We start from the raw sequence: 20,249 nt of genomic DNA on the forward strand, positions 1-20,249 counted from the left end.
TCCAGACGCGCGTCACGTCCCGCGTCGTCGGTGGATCGAGACCCCAGCGCTAGGATTGCGGCAAGTTGGCGAGGCGGCGTTCCACGCCGTTCCAGAACCGCTCGAGCCGATCGAGCGCGTGTCGCTTGATACGGTTGACCTCGTCGTCGGTCATGACCTGTACCCCGGTTGCCTGAAGGCTGCCGAAATCCTTCAACATGCGATGCGCCGTAGCCTGACAGGCCCTGACCGGATCAGTGTCGCTGGCGAGCAGCAAGGCATACAGGTTTTCCAGCACGAAGCCCTGTGCAGCCAGTGCGCCGGCCACGGCTTCGGCAAATTCGTCGTCCACTGGGCATCTCCGTCCGCCGTGCCGCGGTGTGTAGCGAAGCGCTAAGCGTTCGGAAACCGCGCTTATCGAGCGTGTTGCAGCGATGACGTCGTCGTCACGACCGCCGCGAATGATCAGGTGGCTGATGTGGGCGGTGGCAAAGGGCAGGGGGCCTTCTCAGATCGGGCGTTCCCGTGACATCGCGCCGCTAATCATCACCCCCGCGGCTGACCAGCATCCGGCAGAGTGGATCGACCGTGCGCACGACCCCCGCTACGGGTTCGTCGCACCCCCGCGCTACCCAGTCGCGCGCCACCGCGAGCAGCCCGTGCATGGCGCCGGCACGGCACAGCGGCTCGATCGAGCCGGGGACATGGGTCGGCACCAGCGTGCCGGCGATCAGGTCGGCGAAGCTGGCCATCGAGCGTTCGAACAGCTCGTCGACCTGCGGGTCGATGCCGGACAATTCCGAAAGGAAGACGCGCGCGCTGGCCGGCTCGTCGCGCAGCAGGTCGTAATAAGCGGTCAGGAGCGCGATCAGCCGATCCCCCGGCGTCCCTCCCGCCGCATCGGCGGCCGCGGCGACCCGCTGCGTCACGAACTGTGTGACCTCGCCGAACGTTGCGAGAAGCAGCGCCTCGCTATTGGCGAACGCCTCGTAGAAATAGCGCGGGGTCAGCCCGGCTGCGCGGCAGACCGCGGTCACCGTTGTGTGACGATAGCCCTGCTCGCCATAGAGCGCGATTGCGGCGCGGATCAGCCGGCCGCGCCGCTCGACGCGCCGCTCGCTAGCCGATGCACCGCCATAGCGCCGTCCGCCCTGGCTTGCCGCCCTCGATTTCAAGTGATAACTCCTGTTTCCAGATAACGGCGGTTGCTGTCGCATCCTTCTATCGGAGCACTCCGGCATGGCAATTGAGACTGCGTCCATCCCCTCCGGCGCCGGCACTTCGGAAGAGCTCGACATCGTGATCGTCGGTGCGGGTCTGTCGGGTATCGACGCGGGCTATCGCTTCCAGACCGAATGCCCGGGCAAAAGCTACGCGATCCTCGAGGCGCGCGATGCGATCGGCGGCACCTGGGACCTGTTCCGCTACCCCGGCATCCGTTCGGATTCGGACATGTACACGCTGGGCTTCCCCTTCCGCCCCTGGCCGAGCGATCAGGCGATCGCCGGCGGCGACGCGATCCGCGACTATATCGCCGACACCGCGCGCGAATTCGGGATCGATGCGCATATCCGCTTCGGCCGCCGCGTCGTTCGCGCCGCTTGGTCGTCCGCCGATGCGCGTTGGACGGTCGAGATCGAGCGGGACGGCGCCGCGTCGGAGCGGATCGTCTGCCGCTTCCTGTATATGGGCAGCGGCTATTACGACTACGCCGCCGGCTTCACGCCGCCCTTCGAGGGTGTCGAGGACTTCGCAGGGCAGCTCGTCCATCCGCAGCACTGGCCCGCCGACCTCGACTGGACCGGCAAGCGCGTGGTGGTGATCGGCAGCGGTGCGACCGCGGTGACGCTGGTGCCGTCGCTCGCCGAAAAGGCCGCGCACGTCACGATGCTGCAGCGCTCGCCGACCTATATCGTCTCTCGCCCGTCGCAGGACGGCTTTGCGCGGTGGACGCACCGCGTGCTGCCCAGGACGCTCGCCGACAGCGCGACCAAATGGAAGAGCGTCGGACTCGGCATCGCCACCTACGCCTATGCGCGTAAGCGCCCCGATCACATGAAGGCGCTGATCCTGAAGGGCGTCCGCGCGCAGTTGCCCGAGAATTACGAGGTCGAGCGCGATTTCGAACCGCGCTACGATCCGTGGGACCAGCGCATCTGCCTCGTCCCCGATGCCGACCTGTTCGAGGCGATGCGCGGCGGCAAGGCGGAGATCGTGACCGATCACGTCGCCCGCTTCACACCGACCGGCATCGCGCTGCGATCCGGCCGCGAACTGCGCGCCGACATCGTCGTCACCGCCACGGGCCTCGTCCTGCGCCTGCTGGGCGGCGTCGAGCTCGTCGTCGACGGGCAGGTCGTGAACCCCGCCGACCGGCTGATCTACAAGGGTATGATGGTGAGCGACGTGCCGAACCTGGCGCTCGCCTTCGGCTATACCAATGCATCCTGGACGCTGAAATGCGATCTGTCGGCCCGCTACGCCTGTCGCCTGCTGCGGCACATGGACGCGAACGGCTATGATATGTGCACACCCACGCACGACGATCCATCGGTGACGCCCGAGCCGATGCTCGGTTTCACCTCGGGCTATGTCCAGCGCGCCAATGCCATCCTGCCACATCAGGGGTCCAAGGCGCCGTGGAAGGTGCACCAGAACTATGCGCTGGATCTCGCCGCGCTCAAATTCGGCAAGCTGGAGGACGGAACGATGCGGTTCGACAAGGCGCGCGGTGCCGCCACTCCGGTGCCTGTCGTAGCACAGCGCTCTGCCGTTTCGATCGGCGCGGTGACGGCCGCGGCGGCGATCGCCACAGTCGGCGGTCTGGCGCTGTTCGCGAAGCTGAGCCAGCGGCGGACCGAGCGGATGATACCCGCCGACGGCGCCTTTATCGACGTCGACGGCCGGCGGATGCACTATCTCGACCGCGGCACCGGACCGACGATCGTGATGATCCATGGCCTCGCCGGGCAGATGCGCAACTTCAGCTATGCGCTACTCGACCGCCTCGCGACCGAGTACCGCGTGATCCTGATCGACCGGCCCGGCTCCGGCTATTCGGCGCCCGGCGAGACCGCGAATATCCGCGCGCAAGCCGCCCAGATCGCGCGCTTCATTGCGGCGCTGGAGCTCGAGAAGCCGCTTGTCGTCGGCCATTCGCTCGGTGGTGCAGTCGCGCTCGCGCTGGCGATCGATCACCCGGAAGCGGTCGGTGGCCTCGCGCTGATCGCGCCGCTCACCCAGCCGCAGGACAGCGCGCCGAGCGCGTTCGCGGCTCTCGCGATCGTCTCCCCCGCCGCGCGCAAGGCGGTGGCCTGGACGCTCGCCACACCCGCCGCCATCCTGGCGGGCGAGAAGGGCGCGGCGGCGGCGTTCGCGCCCGAGCCCGTACCCGCCGATTTCGCGACGCGCGGCGGCGGGGCGCTGGTGTCGCGGCCGGCAAATTTCGAGGCGGCCTCGGCCGATCTCGTCGCCGCCAATGACGACCTGCCCGACATGGTCGCGCGCTATCACGGCCTCTGGCTCCCGGTCGCGATCCTCTATGGCCGCGACGACCAGATTCTCGATCCCGAGGTACACGGCGCCCGCTTTGCCGACATGGTGCCGCACGCCGCGCTGACGCTGATCGATGGCGGCCACATGATCCCGGTGACGCGGCCCGACGAAACCGCGGCGTGGATCAGGACTCAGGCCAATCGTCTCGGCTGATCGAAGCAGTCGGGTCGCGCAGCGACCTCAGAACAGACCGTCGCAGTCGTCCGTTTCCTCTGACATCGCAGCGACCTCGGCTTCGGGCTGGTCCTGGGATGGCGAAAAGCGGGCGTGCACCTGGCGTTCGCGTGCCATCGTGTAGAGTGCGTTGATCGCGTGAAAAAGCTGCTCGCCGGTGGTCGAGATGCTCTGGCTCGCTTCGACCAGCGGCATTGCCAGTGCATCCAGTTTCGCGTTGATGCGCGCCAGCGGCTCGGCAAAGGCGGTTTCACAGTCCAGCGTGCTGGTCATCGCCGCGACGATGTCGTGGATCGCCCCCGCATCACGGTCGAGGCCGGACATGCCCTTACGCGTGAGCAACGCCCCCGCGCGAATGACCGCGAGCGCTTCGGGCAGTGACCCTGCCGTCGCTTCGTCGCCATCGGGGGGCGAGCCGATCGCGTCGGCGGCGTCGCTCAGCTGTTCGAAGGCGCTGGCGATCGATGCCGAGACAGCCTCCAGGGTGTTGACCGCACAGCGGATCTCGGTCGCGATACGGGCCAGCCCGTCGCCCTCGCGACCCATGCGGAACGAGCGCAGATCGGAATTCCACGCCATGATCCGCACGCCGCTTGTGACCCGGTGGATCGTCGTCAGCCGGTCGCCCAGGCGTCTGACGGTGGCGGAGGCTTCCGATCCCAATTGCGTCGACCGCATGTCGGCGTCGCGCAATTGCGCGGTGACCGCATCGACATCGGCGACGCTTTGCTCGAGCAGTTGCAGGAACGCGCCATCACTCGTCCGCTCGACGCCGCTCGATTCATGCGGTGCCACCATCGTCGCGACCCGCGTTGCGATCGCGCGGAAATTGCCGCCCAACAGACGCGATTCCTTCTGAAGATCCGCGGCCGCGTCGGCGACCTGTGCCGCGAGCATCGCCATCACCTGGCCTTCGAGCGCGCTGGCGGCAGCGGGATCGCCCGCGCGATTGAGATCGTCGACCGCGGTACCGAGCAGGCTGCAGGCCTGAGCGACATGTTCAAGCCGCTGTCGGGTGATGTCGCCGATCTGCAATGCGCCGTGCGCCGCGGACAGCTTGCTGCGAATGTCCCGGGCAATCGTCGCGATCGTCTCGGCACGCCGCGCGGCCTCGATCTGGTTTTGCTGGAGTCCGATCGCGTCCGCGGCGAGCTTGTCGGGAACATGCGGGCACAGGCGCGCGCATTCGGACGCCAGCACGCGGTTCACATCGACGACGCAGGGAACCGTCGAGGCGAGCTGCCCGACCTCCTTGCTGATCTCGTGGATTTCGCGTTCGCTGACGTCCAGTTCGGCGACCATCGCGTCGGCGAACTCGGCAAAACCATGCGCGCCAGCGGCCGCGACTTTCAGATACTGCCCGCAGATCTTGAGCAGATCGAGCGTGCGGTCGACCCGCCCGATCTCCGTCTGCACCGTTCCGCTCGCCTGCTGAAGGATGTCGAGCGAATGCTGCCGCGTCTTCTGTCGCGCGGGCAGGCTGGCGAGCTGGTCGGCATTGGCCTGCATCGTCGCGACCGCGCGGTCGGCGGCGTCCCGGTCGAGCGCATTGGTGACGCTTTCGAGGCTGCCGATCAGGTTTCCGACCGTGTCATAGGCGCGTTCCAGCGAGCGCCCGGCATCGACGAAGCGCTGATCGAGCCCGCTCGCCACGCTCTCGAGTTCGGTTGCCAGCACGCTCCAGGCCGGCATTTCGTCGCCGTCCCGATCGGACTCGACAGCCTTGTGTTCGACCCATGTCATCGTCCTAGCCCCTATTGTGCCGTTGCGTGCAAGACGTCGCGGGCGATGTGATGCAACGGGACGACCCGATCGACGCCGCCCAGCGCGATCGCTTCCTTGGGCATGCCGAAGACGATCGACGTCGCCTCGTCCTGCGCGAAGGTGCGGCCGCCCGCCTGTTTCATCTCGAGCATCCCGCGGGCGCCATCGTCGCCCATGCCGGTCATGATGACGCCGATCGCGTTCGTGCCCGCAGCGGTCGCCGCCGAGCGGAACAGGACATCGACCGACGGCCTGTGGCGCGAGACCAGCGGCCCGTCGCGGACCGCGACGAAATAACGGGTCCCGCGCCGCTCGATCATCATGTGCTTGCCGCCGGGGGCGATCAGGACGGTGCCCGGCAGGACGGGATCGCCGTGCTCGGCTTCCTTGACGGTCACGACGCACAGCGTGTTCAACCGGTTGGCAAAAGCGCGCGTGAAGTTTTCCGGCATGTGCTGGACCACGACGACACCGGGCGTGGTCGCGGGCAGCGCCATGAGGACTTCGCGCAAGGCTTCGGTTCCCCCGGTCGACGCGCCGAGGCACACCACGCGCTCAGTCGCGCGGTTCATCACGCGACCGCTCGGGGGCGGCAGGACCGCATCCGCGGTGAGCTTCTGCTCGAGCCGGCCGGGCCGGCTGCCATTGGACGACCGCAGCGAGACCCGCACGCGCGCCGCCGCCTTGATCACGTCGCGGATCTGGAGATTGTGATCGGCGAGGTGCTCGGCGAGCCCGGCACGGGGCTTCACGATGACGTCGACCGCGCCCGCCTCCAATGCCTGCAGCATCGCGTCGGAGCCCTTTTCCGTGATCGACGAGCACATCACCACGGGAAGCGGGCATTGTGCCATCAGCTTCTTCAGGAACGTGATGCCGTCCATGCGCGGCATCTCGACGTCGAGCATCATCACGTCGGGCACTTCGTCCTGGATGCGGCGGGCCGCACTGAACGGGTCGGCGGCGGTGCCCATGACGGTGATCTCTGGATCCTCCTCTAGGATCGCCGCAAGGGCATGCCGCGCGACCGCGGAATCGTCGACGATGAGCACACGGATTTTTCCGGAGACGGCCATGGATCAGCTCCGCTGGAAAACGGTGTGGGCGACGGGCACGAGCGGGAGGTCGTGCCCCGTGATCGATTCCGAATGACCGAGGAACAGGTAACCACCCGGCGCGAGCCTGCTGACGAGCTTCGAGACGACCTCATGCTGAGTCTGCTTGTCGAAATAGATGAGGACGTTGCGGCAGAAGACCAGGTGCATAGGCTCGCCGACCGGATAGATCTCGTCCATCAGGTTCAGCCGGGCGAACGCGATCGCCCGGCGCAACTCGGGTATAACGCGGACTTCGCGACGCGCCGGATCACGCGATTCCATCAGATATTTGCGCCGCAGCGCCGCCGGAACGGGCTCTGCGAGATCGGCTGGATAGATGCCGCGCCGGGCGATCTCGAGCACTTCGGTGTCCAGATCGGTCGCCAATACGCTGTACGCGATCCCGCGGCGCGTGGCGGCAAATTGGTCGAGCAGCATCGCGATCGTGTAGGGCTCGGGCCCGGTCGAGCAGGCGACGCTCCAGGCACGGATCGTCCGCAGATAGGTCGCTTCCAGGCCGGGGAGGGCGACGTCGCGCAGAAAGTCGAAATGGACCGGCTCGCGGAAGAAATCCGTCTTGTTGGTCGTCACCGCATTGATCAGGTGGATGCCTTCCTGATCGAGATTATTGTCCGTCAGGACATGGCGACAATAGGCCTCGAGCGTATCGAACCCCAGCGCGCGTTGCCGGCGCCGCAACCGCCCTTCGAGCATCGTCCGCTTGCTCGCCGGCATCCGGATCCCGGCATAGTCGAAGATATAGTCGGCCAGCTGCGCGAACTCGCGCGGGCCGATCTGGTCCGAGGCGCTCGGCGTAGCTTTGACGATCGGGGAGATGAAGGACACGGGAGCCAGCTCCAGAAATGACGAGGGACCGTTCGAGGCGGCACCATGAGGATTGGGTGTCAGGGGTCGCGACGCGACCCCGTCATGCGGCGCTGGCGTGCAGGGCGTTGACCTCGGCGCTGGAGAAGATCTGCGCGACATCGACCAGCACGACGAAACCCTCGGTCCGCTTGACCACCCCCGCAATATAGCGCGACGGCCAGCGGACGCCGATATCGGGCGCCGCGCCGATCTGGCCGCGGTCAAAGGTGCTGACCTCCAGCACCCGGTCGACGACGAGGCCTAGGACCAGGTTGCGCCCGTCGACGGGGACATCGATCACCAGGATCCGCGTGCTCGGCGTCGGCGCGACCGGCGGCAGGCCGAGGCGGCGTCGCAGATCGATCGTCGTCACGCCCTCGCCGCGCAGATCGGTCAGCCCCAGCAGATAATCGGGGCCGTTCGGAATGTGGAAGGTCTCGGTCCAGTCGAGGATCTCGCGGACCAGCGTGACGGGCACCGCAAAGGTTTCTGCACCCAGCCCGAAGGTCACGGCCTGCAGCTCTCCGGCGACGCTCATGCCGCGCACCCAGCACAGGCTGCGGAGTGGGGGCGTGCCGCACCACCTGGCCGGGACCCGCGGGACCGATTAGTGGCCGTCGCCGAGCATCGTTCGATTGACCCGTACATGTCGGTCCTTCCAGCGTCAGAGGAGTGCCGGCGCGAGCACGGCGGGGGTGGCGCGGCCACCAAGCAGCGGGTCGAAGATTCGCGCGATATTGGCGAGGACGATGACACCCTGCGGTGTCCGCACCAGCTCGCGGATGAAATCGCGACGCCAGCGCAGCCCGACCGTGGGCGGGGTCTCGCTGGCGTCGCGGTGCAGGGTCGTCACCTCGTGCACCTTGTCGGTGCGGATGCCGATCTGGGTCGGGACTCCGTCGACGTCGAGCTCGACCACCACGATCCGGCTGTCCATCGTCGATTCCGCCGAGGGGAGGCCGAACGCCAGGCGCAGGTCGGCGATCGGGATGATCTTGCCGCGAAAGTTCGCGACGCTCGCGACCAGCCGGTCCGCGCCCGGCACGACCGTTTCGGGCAGCAGGTCCAGGATCTCGCGGACGAGGACTGCCTCGACCGCGAACTTCTCGGCTTGCAGATCGAACGTCAGCACCTCGAGCCGGCCGTCTTCGTCCCACTGGGTTTCCGTCGTGTCTTCCATGGTCATGCAACGGCGCGAAGCCGCTCCTCCTGATGCTGGCCGAGTGCGACGAGCTGGACGACGTCGAGGATCAGCGCGACGCCGCCATCGCCGAGGATCGTCGCGCCGGCGAAGGTCGGGACGTTGCAGTGCACCGCCGACATCGGCTTGATCACGGTCTGGTGGCTGCCGATAATCTGGTCGACCACCAGCCCGACCCGCTCGGTGCCGGTCGCGATGATGACGATCTTCTGGTGGACGCTGGGCTTCGTCCCCGTCGCGAACATCTCGCGCAGCCGGACGAACGGCACGAGCCGGTCGCGTAGCGTGATGAAGCTCCGCCCACGCGAACGCAGATCCTCCTCGAGGCTGAGTTCGATGCATTCCTCGACCACGGCGAGCGGAATGACGTAGCGACCGTCGCCGACCCGGATCAGCAGCCCGTCGATGATCGCGAGGGTCAGCGGGATGCGCAGTGACATCGCCGACCCCTGGCCCGATACGCTCGCGACCTCGATCGTGCCGCGCAGGCTCTCGATCGTGCGCTTGACCACGTCCATCCCGACGCCCCGGCCAGACAGGCTGGTGATCTGTGGCGCGGTCGAGAAGCCGGGATGGAAGATCATCTGGAGCAACTCCTGGTCGCTCACGACCTGTCCTGGCTGGAGCAGCCCGTGTGCCTCGGCCTTGGCGCGCACGCGCTCGCGGTCGATCCCGTGGCCGTCGTCGCGGATCGTGATGACGACCTCGCCGCCCTCCTGACGCGCGGATAGCCGGACCTGCCCGACTTCGGGCTTTCCTGCGGCAAGGCGGCGCTCGGGTGGTTCGATACCGTGATCGCAGGCGTTGCGGATCAGGTGGATCAGCGGATCGGCGAGCCGTTCGATCACCGTCTTGTCGACCTCGGTGGTCTCGCCGTCGGTCGACAGTTCGATCGTCTTGCCGGTATCGCGCGCGATGTCGTGGACGAGGCGGCGGAAGCGGCCGAACAGCGTGGCGACGGGCACCATGCGGAGCACCATCACCGTGTCGCGCAATTCGCTCGCCAGCCGCTCGATCTCTTCGGATATGGAGCGAAGCGCAACGTCCGTCGCATTGCTGCCGCTGCTATGCGCGAGCTGCGACAGCCGGCTCTGGACGATGACGAGTTCGCCCACCCGATCCATCAGCAGGTCGAGGCGTTCGGCGGGTACCCGGACGCTTTCGCCGGTCTTGGGCGCGCCGCGGCCGTTCGGGGTGGTGGCCGGGTCGCGATCCTGCACCGGTGGTATCGTGTCGACCCGTGCGGGCGGGAGCGCAGACGGCGTCGTCCCCGCGCCAGGCGGCGGCGCGGCATCCTCCACAGCGTCGCACGACGTGTCGCCGATCGCCTTGATCTGAAGGTCCAGGTCGTCGAGCACGAAGATGAAGACATCCTCGAGGTCATCCCGCGACACCGCGCCGCGCACTTCGATATCCCAGCCGACATGGCATTCGGTTGGGACCAGCTCGGCAAGCGGCGGCACCTGGTCGGTCCGCGCGACGATCCGGCAGTCGCCGAGCGTGCGCAACTCGTCGAGCAGCGCGAGCGGGTTGATGCCATTCTGCATCGCTTCGGGGGGCAGGCGGAGCGACAGCCGCCACCCCTGCAAAACGGGCGGCGCCTCCGGCGTCGGCGCGGGTGCGCCGTCCAGCGCCGCCTGCAGCTTTGCCAGGATCGCGTCACCCTCCGCCTTGCGGTCAGTCGCGTCGCCCTCGATCAGCGCGCGCATGTGATCCTGCGCGGACAGAATGACCGCGATCAGCTGTGGCGTGGCGGGGGTCAGGTTCTTGCGGACGCGGTCGAAGGCGGTCTCGCAGTGATGCGTGAAGCTGGCCAGCGCGTCAAAGCCGAACATCGCGCCCGAGCCCTTGAGCGTGTGCAGCCCGCGGAACACTGCGTCGATCAGCTCATGATCGTCCAGCCGGTGACCGAGGTCGAGCAGGCCCTGCTCGACCTGTTCGAGGACTTCGCCCGCCTCGACGCGGAATGCGGCGACGGGGTCGTTCTGGCTCACCGTCCGAGGACCTTGCGCACGACCCGGATCAGCTGTTCGGGGACGAACGGCTTGACCAGCCAGCCGGTCGCGCCGGCGGCCTTGGCCTGCTGCTTCATCGCATCCTCGGATTCGGTGGTGAGGAACAGGATCGGGGTACCGCATTGCGCGGGGTTCTTACGGAGCGCGCGGATCATCGACAGACCGTCCATGTTGGGCATGTTGAGATCGGTGATGATCATGTCGAAGCGGCTGCCACTGGCCTTGCTCAGGCCCTGCGCGCCGTCGGCGGCCTCGCTGACGGTGTAGCCAGCCCCGGTCAGCGCCATGCGGATGGCGACGCGTATGCTGGTGGAATCATCGACGATAAGGATGGATGCGCTCATCGCGGCAAATCTCCGTGAAACCAGAAATTCTGATCGGCTGATGGGATATCGGTGAGGAAGCCCGCGCGCTCGAGCAGCGCCGCCAGCGCGTCGTGCACCGGCATTGCAAGGCGCAGGGACTTGCCGTCGCGTTCGGCCTGACGGCGCGCCGCGCAGACGAGCTGCAACAGGCTGACATCGGCTTCGGCAACGGCGGAGAGATCGAGTGCGATCGCGTCATGCTGCTCAAGCTGCGACGCGAGGTCTGCAGCGAACGGCACCACCGAGCTGGTCGTGACGGTGGCCGGTACAAGGATGATTTGCGCCATGCGTTCCCCCATTCTCTCCAGCCGGCAGCGTCGCGCGGCCGGGTCCGCTGGTTCATTATAGACGGCGGCCAAGAGGTCCGTTCCGGACCCATCACTTATTTTCGATCAGGTCGTCACTAACGCCGCAAGGCGATCGCGCCCGACGGCGCGATCGCCTCACCACAGCGTCAGCGGTTGCGTCTGATTACCGGCTAGGCCGCCCGTCGCAGCAATCCGCGCTCAGGCCGCCTGCGCGCCGAAAGCATCGTCGTCGGCGTCGGTGCCACCCTTGATCAGATCGAGCGCGAAGCCGTTCACGCGGGCCTGCTGGTCGGCGATCGAGTTGGGCTTTGGCCGCTTGGCCTTGGCACTCGGGCGAGCAGCGATCGGGCTGCGCGCGCTCACCTTGCGCTGCACGGCCGGGGCCGGCCGGCGATGGCCGATATCCGCGCCGCCGCCGGTCCGGAAATAGGCGATGCTGGCCTGGAGTTCCTCAGCCTGCGAGGCAAGTTCTTCCGACGTCGCGGTGATCTGTTCGGATGCACCGGCATTCTGCTGGCTGATCAGGTCGAGCTGCTGGATCGCCTCGTTGATCTGTGCCGCGCCAATATCCTGTTCGCGGCATGCCGCGCTGATCTCGGCGACGAGTTCGGCGGTGCGGCTGATATCAGGCACGAGCTTGGTCAACATGTCGCCGGCTTCGGTCGCCGCTGCGACGGTCTGCGAGGACACCGATCCGATCTCTGCCGCCGCGACCTGACTGCGTTCCGCGAGCTTGCGGACCTCCGAGGCGACGACGGCAAAGCCGCGGCCATGTTCGCCCGCGCGCGCAGCCTCGACCGCGGCGTTCAGCGCGAGCAGATCGGTCTGCCGGGCAATTTCCTGGACGATGCCGATCTTCTCGGCGATCGTCCGCATCGCGTTCACCGCGCGCTGGACCGCAATCCCGCTGAGTTCCGCGTCTTTCGCGGACTGGCGGGCGATCTTTTCGGTCTGCGCGGCATTGTCCGCGCTCTGCTTGATGTTGGCGGCAATCTCTTCCATCGCCGACGAGGCCTCTTCGGCCGCCGCGGCCTGCTCGGTCGCGCCTTGCGAGACCTGCTCGGAGCTTGCCGACAGCTCCTGGCTTCCTGCCGAGACATTGTCGGCGGCGCCGCTGGCCTTGCCGACGACGTTGCGCAATTGTTCGATCATCCGCACCAGCGCCTGGCCGAGAACATCCTTGTCGGACATGGGCTGATGCGACACCGCCAGATCGCCATCGGCAATCTTGTCGGCCAGATCGGCACTCACCCGCAGATTGTCGACCATCCGCACGATCGCCTGTCCAAGCGTATCCTGGTCGGACAATGGCTGATGTGCAAAGCTCAGATCACCGTCGGCGATCTTGTCGGCGAGACTGGCGCTTACCCGCAGATTGTCGACCAGCGCGTTGATCGAATCCTTCATGCGGCGGTGGTCGCCCTGGCAGGGGATCTCGACCATCTCGCGCAGGTCGCCGACGCTGGCGAGGTTCAGGACGCGATTGCCCTCCTCGATCGGCAGCAGCGTCGCGTCGAGCATCGCATTGATCCCGCAGACCAGTCCGGCGAAATCCCCGACGAAGCGCGTCTCGTCACCGCGCTGGCCGAGCTCGCCCGCCGTCGATGCCTTGATCAGCCGTTCCACCTCGCCGATGATGTCGCGCAGGTTGCGACGCAGCGTCTCGACGGTGTCGTTGATGAACGCCTTCTTGCCGGGAAAGGCTTCGAGCGGCGCGTCGAAATTGCCTTCGCCAAACGCCTTGATGCAGGCCATCGCCTTCTTCTTCACGGCGATATGGTTGGCGACCATGGTGTTGACGCCGCGCGCCATGGTGCCGAAGTCGCCCTTGAACCGGTCGGCCGCGACGATGACGTCGATGTCGCCCTTGTCGTGCTCGGAGGACATGTGGTTCAGTTCGCTGATCAGGCCCTGCAGATTTGCGCGCAGCGTCTCGATCGTCTCGTTGATGAACGCCTTCTTGCCGGGGAAACGCTCTAGCGGGGCGGCGAAATTGCCCTCGCTGAATTCCCTGACGCAGGCCATCGCGGTTCTTTTGACCGCGATGTGGCTGCCGACCAGAAGGTTGAGCCGTTTCGCCATGACCGCGAAGGTCCCGTGAAACTCGTCGACCGGCAGGACGGCGTCGATATCGCCCTTGTCATGCGCAGCGCTCCAGTCGTCGATCCGGGCGCTCAACTGGCCAACCGGGCGCAGCGCGCGATCGAGCATCTGGTTGATCGCGCAGAGCACCGTCTGGGTCTGGCCATTGGCGAGCGAAGTATTCGCCCGCTGTGAAAAGTCACCATCGGCAAACATGCTCTCGAGGCGCGCCAATTCGGACGTGAGGACGTCTGACGAGACGCCGCCGAGAATCTTTGCCAACATCAACGGATTCCTTTGTGCTGCATCATGTAAATCAATAGCTCAAACAACATGGCCGCGATTTGCCGTCGTCTCAATCTCACACGTCACGCCGATCTGGCCGCCGAGCGCGGAATCGGGGGACCGCCCATCAAGGTCAGCTTGATTATAGAGTGGTCAGGGCAGGGACGGTTTGGAGCGCACGACAATTTTCGCGATTGCGATCCGGTGCGCCGGGAGGCTGCCACCCGCACGTCGATGCGTGCCGGATCATGGACGTGGTCTGCGCCTGTAAATCCTGACCGGTTCTGCTAGTGGACGGCGATGCTCAAAATACGAACCAAGCGCCAGGGGATGGTAACGGCGCGCGCGCTCGATCGCCTCGTGGCCGTCGAGGCCTCGGTGAATGCTCTTGGCGACGAGGATCTGCTCGACCTTGCGGACATTTTCGCTGCGGGCGAGGCGACCCCGCTGCGCGAGATGGCGCAGGCCGAGATGCGCCGCCGCGCGCTCAGCCTGTGAAGCGATTCCCTTCACGCTTCCGGCGCCTCGATGGCGCGCTCGCCGATCTCGCTGTCGAGGAACCGATGTTGCTCACCGAGCTCGACGGCTTCCTCACCGGGCTGCTGATCTCCCCGGAGGCGATCGCGCCGAGCGAGTGGATGACCGTGATCTGGGGAAGCGAGTCCGACGGCACGCCGCCCTTCGAGGATCCGCTCGACGTGCAATGGTTCGCCGATGCGGTGGCGGCGCGACGTGATGAGATCGCGCGCGACCTTGCCCGCGGCAAGCTTCAGCCGATCTTCGACGTCGACGAGCGTGATGGCGAAGTTTTGTGGGAATATTGGATCGACGGCCTGACCGATGCAGTTGTGCTCCGCCCCGAGGCCTGGAACGCGCTGGCCGACGACCCCGCAAGGGCGGCCCCGTGGTCGCAGCTGGCAACGCTGATCGCGGTCGCGGGCAATGAGAGCGACCTCGACAGCGTTGAGATCAACGCGCTTCAGGACCGGGCGCCGGCCGAACTGACCGACGCCGTTCAGCGCCTGTACGACGCGCAGGTGGGCGTCGCCGGCCCGTCGTCACCCGACGCATCGGCGACGGCGGCATCGAAAGTCGGCCGCAACGATCCGTGCCCTTGCGGGTCGGGGAAAAAGCACAAGCGCTGCTGTGGCTGATCGAGGACGAGGGCGGCACGATGTGTGCCGGCCCCGCGTCCCCTCGGCTACCTCAGACGCTCTGCCGCATTACGAGAGCTCGATCTTCCCGTTCATGCCGGGCCAGTCCGAATAGCCGACGGCGCCGCCGCCATACCAATATTGCTTCGGCGCCTCGGCCAGCGGTGCGCCGGTGCGCAGGCGGTCGACGAGATCGGGATTGGCGAGGAAGGGGCGACCAAAGCTGAACAGGTCGGCATTGCCTTCCGCCAGCGTCTTTTCGGCAAGCTCCAGCGTATACTGATTGTTGGCGATATACGCGCCCGAGAAGCGCTTGCGCAGCGCCTGGAAGTCGACGCCGTCCGGCACGTCGCGCGTCTGCTGGGTCACGCCTTCGATATCGTGGATGTACAACAGTCCGATCTCCGACAGGGCATCGACGAACGTGTCAAAGGTCCGCCCGACCTGGCTGTCGAGCGGGGTCTTGCCGGGCTCGGTCGTCGCGGGCGAGATGCGGATCCCGACGCGGTTTGCGCCCCAGACATCGACCACGGCGCGCACCACGTCGAGCGGGAAGCGCAGCCGGTTCTCGATCGTGCCGCCATAGACGTCGCTGCGCTGGTTGGTGCTGTCGCGGATGAACTGTTCGAGCAGATAATTGTTCGCGGCATGGACCTCGACGCCGTCAAACCCCGCGGCCTTTGCCTGTTCGGCAGCGCGGCGGTAATCCTCGACGATCGCGGGGATCTCGTCCGTCTCCAGCGCGCGCGGGGTGACGAAATCCTTCATCCCGTCGTTCGTGAAGGCCTGGCCCTCCGCCTTGATCGCGGACGGCGCGACCGGGAGGGCGCCATCGTGGAGATCGGGATGCGAGATGCGGCCGGTGTGCCATAACTGCAGGAAGATCGCCCCACCACGCCGGTGGACGGCCTCGACGATCGGCGTCCATGCGGCGACCTGCGCGTCCGACCAGATGCCAGGCGTCATCGCATAGCCGCGCGCCTGCGACGAGATGTTGGTCGCTTCGCTGATGATGAGGCCGGCATCGGCACGCTGCGCATAATAGTCGGCGGCAAAGTCGGGCGGGACACCTTCGTCATTCGAACGGCTGCGCGTCAGCGGCGCCATGACGATACGGTTCTGCAGTCGCAGGTCGCCGATCGTGACGGGCTGCAGGACGGGGCTGTCGGTCTGGTCGGACATGATGTGGTCTTCCGTTGGCGTGGGGAGAAGGGGGGCAGCAAGCTGTAACGCGCGAGCAGCCGCTAGATCCCGGCACGGCGGTAAGGGGAGGTGTCATCGCGACAGAACAGGACGACCTTCCGGATCCGGTGACGAAACACGGGCGCGGGCAATCCATGCACCCGTCGCCGGTGCGCCGTTGTTCGCACGGGGGCGTTCGGTGCCGCAAACGGTTCGAAACGCGGCGGCGGGACCGCACAGCGCCGGTCGGCGATTGCCCGACCGGCGCGTGTCGCGCTTCCCCTATAGGGCTACCCTATAGCAGCTTGTCGAGGGTGATCGGCAGATCGCGGACGCGCTTGCCGGTGGCGTTGTAGACCGCATTGGCGACCGCCGCCGCGACGCCGGTGATGCCGATCTCGCCGATCCCGTGCGCACCCATCGGTGTGCGGGGATCGGCGATATCGGTCCAGATGACGTCGATCTCCGGAACGTCGAGGTGCACGGGGATGTGGTATTCGGCGAGGCTTGGGTTCATGATCCGGCCATTGCGTTCGTCGAACTGCGTCTCTTCCATCAACGCCATGCCCAGCCCCATGATGATCCCGCCGCGAAACTGGCTCTTCGCCGTCTTGGGATTGAGGATGCGCCCGCAGTCGAACGATCCGAGGATGCGGCTGACGCGTGTCTCACCGGTAACCGCATTGACCCGCACCTCGCAGAAGATCGCGCTGTGCGAGTGCATCGACCAGTGCATCAGTTCGAGCGGCTGCGACGCCGCGGCGGTGACGGTGACGCTGTCGCGCTGCGCACGCGTCAGGATCGAGGCGTAGCTTTCCCGCTGCGTCGGATCATCGATCTTCGCCAGCCCGGCATCCTCGCTGCCGACCGTATCCGCCGACAGCCCCGCGAGGGGCGAGTCGTTGCCGGCCAGTTTGAGCAGCTCGGCGACCAGCGCGTTATGCGCCGCGATGACGGCCGCACCGATCGCCGCGGTCTGCTGCGATCCCCCCGCCATGATCGCGCCCGGGATCGAAGAGTCGCCATAGCCGACCTCGACCTGATCGAGCGACAGACCCAGTCGCTCCGCGCCGACGATCGCGGTGGTGGTCGAGGTCCCCATGCCCATTTCCGCCGCCGCGACCTCGATCAACGCGCGCACGGCGTCACCCTCACGCGTGAGGGTGATACGCGCCTGTGCGCCGGGCATCCGGTAATAGGGATAGGTCCCGGTCGCGCAGCCCATGCCGATCTGCCATTCGCCATCGCGGCGCGTGACCGGTTCGGGATTGCGATCCGCCCAGCCGAAATGATCCGCACCGTTGCGCCACGCCTCGACGATATGGCGCGACGAGAAGGCGAGGCCCGACGTCGGGTCCTTGTCCGGCTCGTTGAGGATCCGCAGCTCGACCGGGTCCATGCCCAGGTCGACCGCGAGTTCGTCGACCGCGCATTCCAGCGCGAAGGTGCCGACCGCCTCGCCCGGCGCGCGCATGAAGGTGTTCGCCAGCATGTTCATCCGCGCGATGTCGACCTGCAGGCTGATATTGGGGCAGGCATAGGCGGCACGTGTGCCGAGGATGAACGGCTCGGGCATGTTGTTGTGTGGCGTCATGATCGACAGGCCGGTATGGACCAGCGCATCGAAGCGGCCCTCCGCGGTCGCGCCGATCGCAACCCGCTGCTCGGTGAGCGATCGCCCGCCGACGACGCGGTACACGCCCTCGCGCGACAGCGTGATCCGCACCGGACGGCCTGCCAGCTTCGCCGCGGCGGCACCGATGATCTGGTGATCCCACAAGCCTTTGCAGCCAAAACCGCCGCCGACATAGGGCGAGGTCAACCGGACCTTGTCGGGCTTGAGATCGAAGACCTCGCCGATCGTCTGCGCCTGTGCGGTGACCATCTGGCTCGCGTCGTGAATCACCAGCGCGCTGTCGATCCATGCGATCGTCGCGGCATGCGGTTCGATCGGATTGTGGTTGTGGCGCGGGGTGCGATAGACCTGATCGACGACATGCGGCGCGGTGGCGAGTGCGGCGTCGGCATCGCCGATCCGGTTGTGCAGCGGCTGGCCCATGAACAGGCCCGGTTCGCGCCCGTTCGCCTTCGCGCCTTCGAGACTGGTCGTCGACGGCTCCGCATCATAGGTGAAGCCGAGCAGCGACGCGGCATGATCAGCCTGTTCCTGAGTCTCGGCAAGGACGCAGGCGATCGGCTGCCCGTTCCAGTGGATGCGGTCGTCCTGCAGGATCGGCAGGTCGGCGGGGCCCACCGCGGTCGGGGACGAGCCGAACACGCCCGGCGTGTTCATCCGTGGCGCGTTGAGGTGGGTCATCACCAGGACGACACCCGGCGCGGCGTCCGCAGCCGCGCTGTCGATCGCCGTGATCCGGCCGCGCGGGATCGTCGCATAGGCGAGTGCCGCATAGGCCATGTCGTCGAAGCGGAACTCCGCTGCAAAACCTGCCTCGCCCTTGACCTTCAGCGCGCCGTCGAGGCGCGATACCGGCGTGCCGATCAGCCCGTGCTTGTGTGCGATCAGCGGATCGGGCCGGCCGCCGGGGATCCAGCTGTCGGGTGCCAGCGGAACGAGATTCTCCATCGCGCCCTGCATCAGGCCCTGCGCCGCCTGCTTTGCGGTATCGATGATGCTCATGCCATGTCTCCCTTCGCCAACTCGGCCAGCACCGCGGCCAGCGTTCGCGTCGCCAGTTCGGGTTTGAACGCATTGTCGCGAAGCGGCCGCGCATCGGCGAACTCCGCGGCTGCAGCCGCCCGGAAGGCGGCCTCGCTGGCCAGTTCGCCGCGCAGCGCGGCCTCTGCCTTGGTTGCGCGCCATGGCTTGTGCGCGACGCCGCCGAACGCGATCCGGACGTCGGCGATCCGGTCGCCGTCCATCTCGATCGCCGCGGCGACCGAGATCAGCGCGAAGGCATAGCTCGCCCGGTCGCGCACCTTGCGATAGGTCGAGCGCGCCGCGACACCGAGCGGCGGCAGTTCGATCGCCGTGATCAGCTCGCCCGCCGCCAGCACGGTGTCGAGGTCGGGCCGATCGCCGGGCAGGCGGTGCAGCTCGCCAAAGGGAAGCGTCCGCGCGCCGTCGCGTCCCTCGATATGCACGACAGCGTCGAGCGCGGTCAGCGCAACGCACATGTCGGAGGGATGCGTCGCGACGCAGGCATCGGATGCGCCGAGAATCGCGTGGATGCGGTTGAACCCCTGGCGGGCATCGCACCCCGTGCCGGGCGCGCGCTTGTTGCAGTGCGATCCGTCGGTGTCATAGAAATAGGTACAGCGCGTACGCTGCAGCAGGTTGCCGCCGACCGTCGCCATGTTGCGGATCTGCGCAGACGCCCCCGCCAGGATCGCGCGCGACAGCATGGGATAGCGCGTCCGCACGCCGTGATGCTCGGCGACCGCGGTGTTGGTGGCGGCCGCACCGATCAGCAGTCCGCCCTCTGCCGTCTCGGTGACTGCGGCGGACAGGCGGGTCACGTCGACCAACGTCTCGTGGCGGGCGACGGTCTCACGCATCAGGTCGACGATATTGGTGCCGCCGCCGAGAAAGGCCGCGGTCTCGCCCGCACCCAGTCGCACGGCGTCGTTCACGGTATCAGCGCGCAGGTAGGTGAAGGGAGTCATGCCGCCATCTCCGCGTTCGTCTCGGCGGTCGGCGCTGGCGCCATCGTCGCCTGGATCGCGTCGATGATGCCGTTATGCGCGCCGCATCGACACAGATTGCCGCTCATCCGTTCCTGGATCTCGTCGCGGGTCAAGGTGACATTGGCGGCGAGGTCGGCGCTGACATGGCTCGGCACGCCGCGGCGGGCCTCCGCGGCCATGCCGATCGCGGAACAGATCTGCCCGGGCGTGCAATAGCCGCACTGAAATCCGTCATGCTCGATGAACGCCGCCTGCAACGGGTGAAGCGTCGCGGCCTCGGCGAGCCCTTCGATCGTCGTGATCTCACGCCCGTCATACTGGACCGCCAGCGCGAGGCAGGACAGGATCCGCTCGCCATCGACCAGCACCGTGCAGGCCCCGCACGCGCCCTGATTGCAACCCTTCTTGGTGCCCGTCAGGTGAAGCGTCTCCCGGAGGTGATCGAGCAGCGAGACACGGGGATCCGCCGGTCCCGGGACGGCGTTTCCATTGACAACGAACGACATGGCGATCTCTCCTGTGGCGCACCGCGCCGAGGGGCAGCGTACACCAGTTTATGTGTCGTGCAGATGTCTT

General features: G+C 66.9%; 18 protein-coding genes. 3 read left to right on the forward strand and 15 right to left on the reverse strand.

What is annotated here, in order from left to right:
* Window positions 1-49 precede the first annotated feature (49 nt).
* Window positions 50-331, reverse strand: coding sequence for a hypothetical protein (locus J3A66_RS00875; protein ID WP_107933927.1), 282 nt, complete (start codon window positions 329-331; stop codon window positions 50-52).
* 187 nt (window positions 332-518) lie between these two features.
* A complete protein-coding gene (locus J3A66_RS00880) occupies window positions 519-1,154 on the reverse strand; it encodes a TetR/AcrR family transcriptional regulator (protein ID WP_209566574.1) in 636 nt (211 codons plus the stop codon).
* Window positions 1,155-1,218: 64 nt separating this feature from the next.
* Between J3A66_RS00880 and J3A66_RS19500 the strand changes: the two genes are divergently transcribed.
* Window positions 1,219-3,687, forward strand: coding sequence for an alpha/beta fold hydrolase (locus J3A66_RS19500; protein WP_348633965.1), 2,469 nt, complete (start codon window positions 1,219-1,221; stop codon window positions 3,685-3,687).
* Window positions 3,688-3,714: 27 nt separating this feature from the next.
* Here J3A66_RS19500 and J3A66_RS00895 read toward each other — a convergent pair whose 3' ends face one another.
* The 9 genes from J3A66_RS00895 to J3A66_RS00935 all read right to left on the reverse strand — a co-directional run bounded on the left by J3A66_RS00895 (window position 3,715) and on the right by J3A66_RS00935 (window position 13,692).
* Window positions 3,715-5,451, reverse strand: a complete 1,737-nt coding sequence (locus J3A66_RS00895) for a hypothetical protein (RefSeq protein WP_209566575.1) — start codon at window positions 5,449-5,451, stop codon at window positions 3,715-3,717.
* A gap of 11 nt (window positions 5,452-5,462) precedes the next feature.
* Complete coding sequence (locus tag J3A66_RS00900; RefSeq protein ID WP_209566576.1) at window positions 5,463-6,548, reverse strand: chemotaxis response regulator protein-glutamate methylesterase; 1,086 nt, start codon at window positions 6,546-6,548, stop codon at window positions 5,463-5,465.
* A 3-nt stretch (window positions 6,549-6,551) separates the two neighbouring features.
* Window positions 6,552-7,364, reverse strand: a complete 813-nt coding sequence (locus tag J3A66_RS00905) for a protein-glutamate O-methyltransferase CheR (RefSeq protein ID WP_348634082.1) — start codon at window positions 7,362-7,364, stop codon at window positions 6,552-6,554.
* Between the two features lie 133 nt (window positions 7,365-7,497).
* Window positions 7,498-7,974: a chemotaxis protein CheW gene (locus tag J3A66_RS00910; protein ID WP_192138820.1), complete on the reverse strand. Its 477-nt coding sequence runs from the start codon at window positions 7,972-7,974 to the stop codon at window positions 7,498-7,500.
* A gap of 126 nt (window positions 7,975-8,100) precedes the next feature.
* Window positions 8,101-8,616, reverse strand: a complete 516-nt coding sequence (locus J3A66_RS00915; protein WP_192070965.1) for a chemotaxis protein CheW — start codon at window positions 8,614-8,616, stop codon at window positions 8,101-8,103.
* A gap of 2 nt (window positions 8,617-8,618) precedes the next feature.
* Window positions 8,619-10,631 (reverse strand): chemotaxis protein CheA, encoded by a 2,013-nt coding sequence (locus J3A66_RS00920; RefSeq protein WP_209566578.1) that lies wholly within the window; start codon window positions 10,629-10,631, stop codon window positions 8,619-8,621.
* Entirely contained in the window at window positions 10,628-10,996 is a 369-nt protein-coding gene (locus J3A66_RS00925; RefSeq protein WP_031439694.1) for a response regulator, read from the reverse strand. The genes J3A66_RS00920 and J3A66_RS00925 overlap by 4 nt, the downstream gene beginning before the upstream one ends.
* The gene (locus tag J3A66_RS00930) at window positions 10,993-11,376 is read right to left on the reverse strand and encodes an STAS domain-containing protein (protein ID WP_209566579.1); all 384 of its coding nucleotides are present in this window, start codon (window positions 11,374-11,376) and stop codon (window positions 10,993-10,995) included. Before J3A66_RS00930 ends, J3A66_RS00925 begins: the two co-directional genes overlap by 4 nt.
* A 147-nt stretch (window positions 11,377-11,523) precedes the next feature.
* Window positions 11,524-13,692, reverse strand: a complete 2,169-nt coding sequence (locus tag J3A66_RS00935; RefSeq protein WP_245336651.1) for a methyl-accepting chemotaxis protein — start codon at window positions 13,690-13,692, stop codon at window positions 11,524-11,526.
* A 300-nt stretch (window positions 13,693-13,992) separates the two neighbouring features.
* Between J3A66_RS00935 and J3A66_RS00940 the strand changes: the two genes are divergently transcribed.
* A complete protein-coding gene (locus tag J3A66_RS00940; protein ID WP_043157026.1) occupies window positions 13,993-14,190 on the forward strand; it encodes a hypothetical protein in 198 nt (65 codons plus the stop codon).
* Window positions 14,187-14,846 carry a UPF0149 family protein gene (locus tag J3A66_RS00945; protein WP_209566580.1) on the forward strand — a complete coding sequence of 220 codons (660 nt, stop codon included), beginning with the start codon at window positions 14,187-14,189 and terminating at the stop codon, window positions 14,844-14,846. The genes J3A66_RS00940 and J3A66_RS00945 overlap by 4 nt, the downstream gene beginning before the upstream one ends.
* Before the next feature lie 69 nt (window positions 14,847-14,915).
* On the opposite strand, the gene J3A66_RS00950 is transcribed toward J3A66_RS00945, so the two are convergent.
* From J3A66_RS00950 to J3A66_RS00965, 4 genes are all read right to left on the reverse strand, one after another.
* The gene (locus tag J3A66_RS00950; RefSeq protein ID WP_209566581.1) at window positions 14,916-16,028 is read right to left on the reverse strand and encodes an alkene reductase; all 1,113 of its coding nucleotides are present in this window, start codon (window positions 16,026-16,028) and stop codon (window positions 14,916-14,918) included.
* A 295-nt stretch (window positions 16,029-16,323) separates the two neighbouring features.
* Window positions 16,324-18,666: a xanthine dehydrogenase family protein molybdopterin-binding subunit gene (locus J3A66_RS00955; protein WP_209566582.1), complete on the reverse strand. Its 2,343-nt coding sequence runs from the start codon at window positions 18,664-18,666 to the stop codon at window positions 16,324-16,326.
* Window positions 18,663-19,652: a xanthine dehydrogenase family protein subunit M gene (locus J3A66_RS00960; protein WP_209566583.1), complete on the reverse strand. Its 990-nt coding sequence runs from the start codon at window positions 19,650-19,652 to the stop codon at window positions 18,663-18,665. The genes J3A66_RS00955 and J3A66_RS00960 overlap by 4 nt, the downstream gene beginning before the upstream one ends.
* On the reverse strand, window positions 19,649-20,179 hold the full coding sequence (locus J3A66_RS00965; protein ID WP_209566584.1) for a 2Fe-2S iron-sulfur cluster-binding protein: 531 nt from the start codon (window positions 20,177-20,179) through the stop codon (window positions 19,649-19,651). The genes J3A66_RS00960 and J3A66_RS00965 overlap by 4 nt, the downstream gene beginning before the upstream one ends.
* Between the last annotated feature and the right edge of the window lie 70 nt (window positions 20,180-20,249).

The sequence above is a fragment of the Sphingomonas sp. PvP018 genome, assembly GCF_017876865.1.
GTDB lineage: Bacteria > Pseudomonadota > Alphaproteobacteria > Sphingomonadales > Sphingomonadaceae > Sphingomonas > Sphingomonas aerolata.